The sequence below is a fragment of the Fibrella rubiginis genome (genome assembly GCF_017353185.1).
Classification (GTDB): domain Bacteria; phylum Bacteroidota; class Bacteroidia; order Cytophagales; family Spirosomataceae; genus Fibrella; species Fibrella rubiginis.
The window spans coordinates 327,776-335,247 of the sequence record NZ_JAFMYV010000007.1 but is presented as its reverse complement, the minus strand read 5'-3'; the positions used below and the strand labels follow the sequence as shown (position 1 = coordinate 335,247).

Annotated in this window: 6 protein-coding genes; 5 read left to right on the top strand and 1 reads right to left on the bottom strand. The window is 54.7% G+C overall.

Features of this window, described 5'->3' with window-relative positions; genetic code table 11:
• Window positions 1-96: 96 nt before the first annotated feature.
• The 5 genes from J2I47_RS15745 to J2I47_RS15725 all read left to right on the top strand — a co-directional run bounded on the left by J2I47_RS15745 (window position 97) and on the right by J2I47_RS15725 (window position 5,622).
• Entirely contained in the window at window positions 97-585 is a 489-nt protein-coding gene (locus J2I47_RS15745) for a peptide deformylase (RefSeq protein ID WP_207365539.1), read from the top strand.
• A 93-nt stretch (window positions 586-678) separates the two neighbouring features.
• Window positions 679-1,281, top strand: a complete 603-nt coding sequence (locus J2I47_RS15740; RefSeq protein WP_207365538.1) for a NifU family protein — start codon at window positions 679-681, stop codon at window positions 1,279-1,281.
• A gap of 163 nt (window positions 1,282-1,444) precedes the next feature.
• Window positions 1,445-2,890 carry a DUF5723 family protein gene (locus tag J2I47_RS15735; protein WP_207365537.1) on the top strand — a complete coding sequence of 482 codons (1,446 nt, stop codon included), beginning with the start codon at window positions 1,445-1,447 and terminating at the stop codon, window positions 2,888-2,890.
• 151 nt (window positions 2,891-3,041) lie between these two features.
• On the top strand, window positions 3,042-4,790 hold the full coding sequence (gene aspS / locus J2I47_RS15730; protein WP_207365536.1) for an aspartate--tRNA ligase: 1,749 nt from the start codon (window positions 3,042-3,044) through the stop codon (window positions 4,788-4,790).
• A 355-nt stretch (window positions 4,791-5,145) separates the two neighbouring features.
• Window positions 5,146-5,622 (top strand): GNAT family N-acetyltransferase, encoded by a 477-nt coding sequence (locus J2I47_RS15725; RefSeq protein ID WP_207365535.1) that lies wholly within the window; start codon window positions 5,146-5,148, stop codon window positions 5,620-5,622.
• Between the two features lie 176 nt (window positions 5,623-5,798).
• On the opposite strand, the gene J2I47_RS15720 is transcribed toward J2I47_RS15725, so the two are convergent.
• A complete protein-coding gene (locus J2I47_RS15720; RefSeq protein WP_207365534.1) occupies window positions 5,799-7,472 on the bottom strand; it encodes a complex I subunit 4 family protein in 1,674 nt (557 codons plus the stop codon).

Here is a 7,472-nt window from a genome sequence, read left to right as displayed (position 1 = left end):
GGTCTAAAGTTGACCCGCGCTCTAGGTAGTTCGCGGGTCAACTTTAGACCTTAGACTTTGGACTTTAAACCTTATACTTTAGACCTTAAACTCCCCTTGAAAACCCGTCACGACATTCTTCTCCTCGGCGACCCGCGTCTGTATGCCGTTTGCGAACCCGTCCGGCCCGATGAGCAGTCATTAGTGGCTGGTTGGGTAGCCGACTTGCACAGCGCCATGCAGGATGTACGCGCTCGTTACGGCTTTGGCAGGGCCATTGCTGCTCCCCAGCTTGGCATCATGAAACGACTGATCTACATGCACATAGACAAACCGGTTGTCTTTGTCAACCCCACGTTCACCAACCTCAGCGACGAACGTTTCGAGCTTTGGGACGACTGCATGAGCTTTCCTAATCTGCTGGTCCGCGTGAGCCGCCATAAATCATTGACGATCAACTATCTGGACGAGCATTTTCAACCACAACAATGGCATATGACCGACGCCCTGTCGGAATTGCTTCAGCACGAATACGACCATCTCGACGGCATTCTCTGCACCATGCGAGCCGTTGATGATCGGGCGTTCCGGTATAGGGATTTATGAGTTTACGCACGGAGGTGATTGCATCAATCACCTCCGTGCGTAAACTGAATTTTTTCCTCCTGCGTTACCCTATTAACGTCTAACCAACCACATATGCAAGCTGCCCTCCGTCCGCCTGTTTCAATTTTCACGGAACAAAGCCCGAATCCCAATTCGATGAAGTTCGTGTTGAACCGCGAACTGGTGCCCGATGGCCTCTCATTCGACTATGCCGAACCGTCGGAGGCATTGAAAGAAGGCAAGAACTCACCCTTGGCCGTAGCCCTGTTTGGCATCGATGATGTGAAGCGGGTGTTTATTGCAGGTAACTTCATCACGCTCACCAAATCAGAAGATGCGGACTGGGGCGAGATTATGTTTGAAGTAAAGGTCTTCCTGAAAGAGTATTTCGAGGCCGACAAGCCCGTTTTCGTGCAGCGTACGGTTGAACTGAACAGCACCCGGCTGGAGTCTGACTCCGAGACGGTGCAACAGATCAAAGCGGCGCTGGATCAATACGTTCGTCCGGCGGTAGAGTCAGACGGTGGAGCGATCAACTTCCACGATTTCGACGAAAGCACCGGTACCGTAAAAGTGCTCCTGCAAGGTTCTTGCAGCGGCTGCCCCTCATCTACCCTAACGCTAAAAGCCGGTATTGAAAACCTGCTGACCCGCCTGGTGCCCGGTGTGAAAACCGTAGAAGCAGAGGGCGTTTAGGCAGCAGCGGTAGATAGCAGACAGTAGCTGACGCCAGCGCATTGCTCATGTGTAAGCAACTGCTCACAGCTACTGTAAAAAACCGCTCTGTCAGAAAATGAGGAAAACGCCAACGCTTTTGCCGCGTTGGCGTTTTTATTTGTAGTCCTATTCGCTGCTGCTCTTGATTCACTCCTCCACACCCCGCCGGTTTGTTCTGGCCCTGCTTTCTCTTTATCCAACGCTGGTATCAGCGCAAAATCTGCTGGGCCTCACTACCAGTCCCAATAGTGGGGTACATCGCACATACCAAAATCCCGCCTGGCTGGCCGATTCGCCCCACCGGATATTTCTAAGCCTTGGCGCAGGTAACCTCCACGCCAACAATAATTACGTCCGTTACCAGGCTCCTTACTCGTTGCTCCGCCTGATTACAGGGCAGGTGCCTGACCAATACCGGCAGACCAACGGCAATATCAAATTCGAGCCGTCCTACACGCAGGAGACACTTGATGATAAGCCCAAAAACGCCACCGTCTGGGGCGATTTTCGGGGTCCGGCTCTTCAGCTAGCCGTTGGCGAACGGACCGTTATTGGTCTGTCGTCGCGACTGCGGGTGTCGGGGCAGGTATGGGGGGCATCGGAACAGCTACTGTCGGCGTTGCGGGCCAGCCTTAACAGTGCTGCCTTTTATAGCATTCCCAACCGCAATAATGCGTTTAGCGTGGGCACCAACACCTACGCCGAACTGGCAGCGAGCATAGGGCGTACGGTAATGGAAACGGACGAGTCTAAGCTCATGATTGGCCTGACGGTTAAGTACTTAGTGGGCTTCACATCCGGTTATTTCGTAAACCGGGGGCTAACCTACCGGGTGCTTCCCGATCCTGCTGTCGTTAGTGGGGGTTATTTGTCCGTCGATCAGATTTCAGCTGATTTTGGCTATACATCGTTCCTGGAAAACCAGAACCTAACCTTACGTTCGCTGGTAAACGGACATCCACCAGGGCGGGGCGTCGGCTTTGATCTGGGGGCTGCTTATGTGTACAAACCAGATCCCGAGGGCGCTACCATTCGTGGTGGGATTGCCCTCACCGACCTTGGCGGCATCAGCTATACGGGCGATGCCTACGCCATTGACCGGCAAGACCTGAAGTTTCTAACGTCTGACTTCAATGACGTGCGCAACAGCGAACAGGCCGTCAACGTGGTGCGCCAAAAGCTACGGGTTGATGAAACCCAGAACAAAGGTTCGTTTACCAGCGGCCTGCCAACATCACTCAATACGTCTGTTGACTATGAACTGCCAACAGGTCTGGGCCTACAGGTAGCCTACTGGCAGGACCTGCGCAGCAACAGCGCCGTGGCTATGCATCAGCCTACGGTGGTGGCCGTAGTGCCCCGTTTCGAGCGAAAGTGGGCGAGCGTGTCGGTGCCTATTTCACTCGTCAACGGAGCCGTTTTGGCCGGCTTATCGCTCCGGGCTGGGCCTGTCTGGCTAGGCTCCGACAACGTGCCCGGCCTGTTTGGCAACAGCAGCAACGGTATCTCGCCACGCGGCATGGACGTTTATGGCGGTATTGGGTTCGGCTTCGGCTCCCGCACCGGCTCTGGCCAGCCAGAAGAATAACCCGGCTTGTAGAACCCTTCCGAACTGGCTATTTTTGCCCCATTAAGCATCAAGAAGTAAGACGCAAGAAACAAGAACAGCTCAACGTATGCCGTCATGGCATTCCGCGAAGTCGATCTTGTTTCTTGCGTCTTACTTCTTTCCTCTATTTATGCTCAGAACACACACCTGTGGCGAACTGCGTTCGTCGGATATCAATAAAACCGTAACCCTGAGTGGCTGGGTGCAAACTGTTCGCGACAAAGGCGGCGTTCTCTGGATTGACCTCCGCGACCGTTACGGTATTACGCAAGTCATTCTGGAAGAAGGCGTTACAAACACAGACTTGTTCAAAGTTGCGCGTACGCTGGGCCGCGAGTTTGTGCTGCAAGCCACAGGCAACGTAACCGAACGGCAGTCGAAAAATCCGAATATCCAAACCGGCGATATCGAGGTGCGGCCCACGGCACTGACGGTGTTGAACCCGGCCAAACTGCCCCCGTTTCTGATCGAAGACGACACCGACGGCGGCGACGACCTGCGCCTGCGCTACCGTTACCTCGACCTGCGCCGCAATCCCGTTCGTCGCAACCTGGAACTGCGCCATCAGGTGGCCCGCCGCACCCGCGAATATATGGACGGGCAGGATTTCATTGAGGTGGAAACACCGGTGCTGATTAAGTCAACGCCCGAAGGTGCCCGCGATTTTGTAGTACCCAGCCGCATGAACCCCGGCGAATTTTATGCCCTGCCCCAGTCGCCACAGACGTTCAAGCAACTGCTGATGGTGTCGGGATTTGACCGCTACTATCAGATCGTAAAGTGCTTCCGCGATGAAGACCTGCGTGCCGACCGGCAGCCGGAGTTCACGCAGATCGACTGCGAGATGTCGTTTGTGGAGCAGGAAGACATCCTGAACATGTTTGAGGGGCTGACGCGGCACTTGTTCAAAACCGTCAAAAACATTGACCTCGCCGAAGTGCCCCGCATGACCTATGCCGAAGCCATGCGTCGCTATGGTTCAGACAAACCGGATATCCGATTTGGGATGGAGTTTGTGGAGCTGACCGATCTGGTTCAGGGCCGGGGTTTCCCCGTTTTCGACAATGCTGAACTGGTAGTAGGCATCTGCGCCACGGGAGCCGCCACCTACACGCGCAAACAGCTAGATGAGTTGACGGAGTGGGTAAAACGGCCTCAGATTGGCGCTAAAGGCCTTATTTACGCCCGCGTGGCCGAAGATGGCAGTGTAAAATCGTCTGTCGACAAGTTTTATTCCGAAGAGGAGCGTAAAGCCTGGGCCACAGCGATGCAGGCTCAACCGGGCGATTTGCTGCTGCTGATGGCCGGCGAGGCAAACAAGACCCGCAAGCAACTAAACGAACTACGGCTGGAGATGGGCACACGCCTTGGCCTGCGCAACGCCGACGACTACAAAGTGCTGTGGGTGCTGGATTTCCCCCTGCTGGAATTTGGCGAGGAAGAACAACGCTGGTTTGCCATGCACCACCCATTTACGTCGCCCAAACCCGAAGATATTCCCCTGCTGGATACCGACCCCGGCGCCGTACGGGCCAACGCTTATGACCTGGTTATCAACGGTACCGAAGTGGGCGGTGGTTCTATCCGGATCTTCAACCGCGAGCTACAGGCACGCATGTTTAGCCTCCTGGGTTTTAGTGACGAAGAAGCCAAGAATCAGTTTGGCTTCCTGATGGACGCCTTCGAGTTTGGCGCGCCACCCCACGGCGGTATTGCCTTCGGCTTCGACCGGCTGTGTTCACTCTTCGGCGGCGTCGACAGCATCCGTGATTTCATTGCTTTCCCCAAAAACAACGCCGGCCGCGACGTCATGATCGATTCACCATCGGTAATTTCGGACAAACAGTTGGACGAACTGAAGATTCGGACTACGGTATAAGGAAACAGACATAATCTAAAACGCACGAAGCCCACTCAATGAGTGGGCTTCGTGCGTTTTGCGAAAGGCAATAAAGCTGGTCTCGGGCGGCTTGTCAACATAACCAGGCATCAGCCCAGAATATGCGATAGAAATACCGACCGCCAGTGAGGCCAACGCTAAAACAGGTTACCGTATGTTCGAAGGGCTTTGGGTTTTTAATGAGGCTTCCAACAGTAATAAGTATAAATTTTCAGCATTCGAACAACTAAATAATCGACTGGCGAAGATACCAGCGCTGACATATTGCGTATATCACTACAAATCACATACTTGCTTACATTTTAGTGCGTGAAATAAGGCCATGACAGACACCATGAACGGCATTCAAATTATCTATTACACACCAACCTACCAAGCTGATTTTAAACGCATTAACCTGGAATGGATCAGTGACAGCTTTAGCGTTGAGCCTCATGATCTTGAACAACTCGACTATCCTGAAGACCATATTCTACCCCGTGGCGGCACCATTTTACTGGCCCTACGAGATACTGAAATACTGGGTACCGTAGCCATGATTAACACGGCCAAACCTGACGCGCCGGAGCCTGATTTTGAATTAGCGAAGATGGCAGTGGCCAAAGAAGCACGAGGGTTAGGCATTGGTCGTCTTCTCTGTGAAGCTGCCATCGACTTTGCCCGGCATACCGGAACCCGGCGCGTATGGCTTGAGTCGAATCGCAAGGCGGTGGCGGCCATTCAACTGTATCTCAGTGTGGGTTTTGTGGAAGTACCCCTCACGCCAAGCCCCTACGCCCGCGCCGATATTCGGATGGAGCTGCACATCTGATGTGCTATGAGAATGGTGGTAGGCCAAGATGCCGCTTTTCCACAAATTGAGCCAGTTATTTTGGGCAAAACGCTCGATCAACTACGCATCAAGCGGCTCATTTATGGCCACCTGCCGATAAACAAGCAACGGTGGCAGTCGACCGTCATCAGCAAAGAAAGATGGCTGGGGCTGAATCATTCCACAAATTTGAGCATCCACTGCGCCACAGTGCTGTTGGTGAGTCCAAAAACAAGGTTCGGGAAAAGACCCAGGGTCAGGGCCAGCATACCCAGCGGAATTAGCAGCCACTGTTCGCGGAGGGTCAGATCAGCGATGGCCTGGGTAGCATCATCGGCGTAGGTACGAACCCAGGTTTCGCCAAAAAACATGCGCTGTAGTGTCCAGAGGAAATAAGCTGCCGCCAGCACAATACCCAGCACCGAGACGGCGGTGATCCAGCCGGGCAGGTACGTAGACTGGTAGCCACCCATGAGCGTGAACAGTTCGCCTACAAACCCTGAAAAACCGGGCAGGCCAAGTGAGGCGAAAAAAGCCACCGCCGTCAGCGTGGCGTATTGCGGCATGGGTGTGAGCAGCCCCCGGTACGAGTCGATACGGCGGTCGTGGGTGCGGTCGTAGAGAACACCCGTGAGCAAAAACAGCATGGACGACAATACTCCGTGGCTCACCATCTGATACACCGCCCCATTGACCCCCTCGGCGGTGAGCGAGGCCACACCCAGCAGCACAAAACCCATGTGCGACACCGACGAATAGGCGATCATCTTTTTGAGGTCGTTTTGCGCCAGTGCATTTAGTCCGCCGTAGACGATGGTGAACGCACCCAAGCCACCGAGCACCGTGGCGTATTGCGCCCCACCGTCGGGAAAAAGGCCCCATACGACGCGGATGAAGCCGTATCCCCCAATTTTGAGCAATACCCCCGCCAGCACCACCGACACCGGCGTGGGGGCTTCTACGTGGGCATCGGGCAGCCAGGTGTGCAGGGGCACGATGGGCAGTTTCACCGCAAAACCGATAAACAACGCCCAAAACGCCAGCATCCGGCTTGGCATACCACCGATGCTGACTTCGCCGAAAATACTCAGAAACGAGTTGGGCAAATAGTTAGCTCCGTCGGCCATATACCGCCAGTCGAAGGTGTGGACGATCTGGGCAGGATTAAGTTGGCCGTGGAGGAGCTGGAACTGCACGGCCCGCAGTACCTCGGCGGTCATGTCACTCGGACTGTCAATCAGCCCAGCGGCAACGGCGGTACTAACAGGATCAATGACAGACAGATACAACCCGATCATGACAAGCAAAATCAGCACCGAACCAGCCAGCGTGTAGAGGAAAAACTTGATCGACGCGTACTCCCGCCGTGGGCCACCCCACAGTCCGATGAGGAAATACATGGGCAGGAGCATAAACTCGAAAAAGAGGAAGAACAGGAAGAAATCGAGGGCTACAAAACAGCCCATGATGGTACCCGTCAAAAGCAGATAAAGGGCGAAATACGCCTGTGGACGACCATGTATACCCCACGACGACACCACGCCCACCAGCATCACCACCGCCGACAGCAGCACCAGCGGCAGGCTAATACCGTCTATTCCAACCAGATAGTCAATCGAGGCCACGCCCAGGCTACCCATCGGTAACGTGATCCAGTCGGCCTGTTCCAGCAACTGATACCCCGCCTGCCCCCGGTCGAACTGCGCGTAGGCAAGGCCGCTCAATATTACTTCAGCGCTGGTCACAGCCACGGCTATCCAGCGGTACAGGCTGGCTCGTTCACGGGGCAGCAGCGCCACGAGCAGGGCACCGGCAAGGGGAAGGAAAATCAGTAGCGAGAGAAGGGGCAT